Annotated in this window: 1 protein-coding gene; it reads left to right on the forward strand. The window is 69.0% G+C overall.

What is annotated here, in order from left to right:
* Nucleotides 1-217: 217 nt before the first annotated feature.
* Nucleotides 218-1,194: IS21 family transposase (istA, locus tag V5F77_RS28880; protein WP_429008484.1), on the forward strand; the 977-nt coding region annotated here is incomplete at its 3' end.

Here is a 1,194-nt window from a genome sequence, read left to right on the forward strand (position 1 = left end):
TGCGGAATCCGGAGCAAGGCGACCAGCGATTCCACGGGAATGCGACCACCGAATCCACGGCAATCCGACCACCTGTTCCACGGGATCCCGACCACCGAATCCGGTGGAAGGCGACCACCTCGTCAGACGCGCGACCGGGCCCACTGGCCATGGCGGCTAACCTCCTCCTCGACGCCCGGAGCGAAGAGGAGAAGCGATGCCCGCCGAGAGAGTCGCGATGCGCAAGATCAGAGAAGTCCTACGCCTGCACTTCGCCTGCGGGCTGACCAAGCGTCGGATCGCGCCATTGGTGGGCGTCGGCCCGTCGACGGTGAGGGAGTACATCGGCCGCGCCACGTCGGCCGGGCTCGGCTGGCCCCTGCCGGAGAACCTCGACGACGAGGCGCTGGAGCGGCACTTGTTCCCGCCGCAGTCCACGCTGCCGGACGAGCGAGCGGCTCCAGACTGGCCGGCGGTAGCCAAGGAGTTGCGGCGCAAGGGCGTGACGCTCCGGCTCCTGTGGGAGGAGTACCGCGCCGCCCATCCCGACGGTTACGGCTATTCCTGGTTCTGTGACTGCTTCCGGGAATGGAGCGGGCGGCTGTCGCCGACCATGCGTCAGTCCCACCGCGCCGGCGAGCGGCTGTTCGTCGACTACGCCGGCCACACCGTGCCGATCGTCGACCCGCAAACCGGCGAGGTGAGAGACGCGCAGATCTTCATCGCGGTGCTCGGCGCGTCGAACTTCACCTTCGTTCGGCCGAGTTGGAGCCAGAAGCTGCCGGACTGGATCGCTGCCCATGTCGCAGCCTTCGAGGCCCTCGGCGGCGTGCCGGAGCTGGTGGTCTGCGACAACCTGAAGGCCGGGGTGACCAAGGCCTCGCGGGTCGAGCCGACGATCAATGCGACCTACCGGGAGATGGCCGAGCACTACGGCGTCGCCGTGCTGCCGACCCGGCCGCGCAAGCCGCGCGACAAGGCCAAGGTCGAGGTCGGCGTCCAGATCGTCGAGCGCTGGATCCTGGCGCGGCTGCGCAACCGGACCTTCTTCGGCCTCGACGAGTTGGCGACCGAGATCGAGCGGCTGACCGTCGACCTCAACGCCCGCGTCATGCGCCACCTCGGCGTCAGCCGGCGGGAGCTGTTCGAGAAGACCGATCGGCCGGCGCTGCGGCCCCTGCCGGAGGCCCGGTACGAATATGCCGAGTGGCGTCA

This window comes from Roseixanthobacter psychrophilus (genome assembly GCF_043195195.1).
In the GTDB taxonomy this organism is placed as follows: Bacteria; Pseudomonadota; Alphaproteobacteria; order Rhizobiales; family Xanthobacteraceae; genus NCEH01.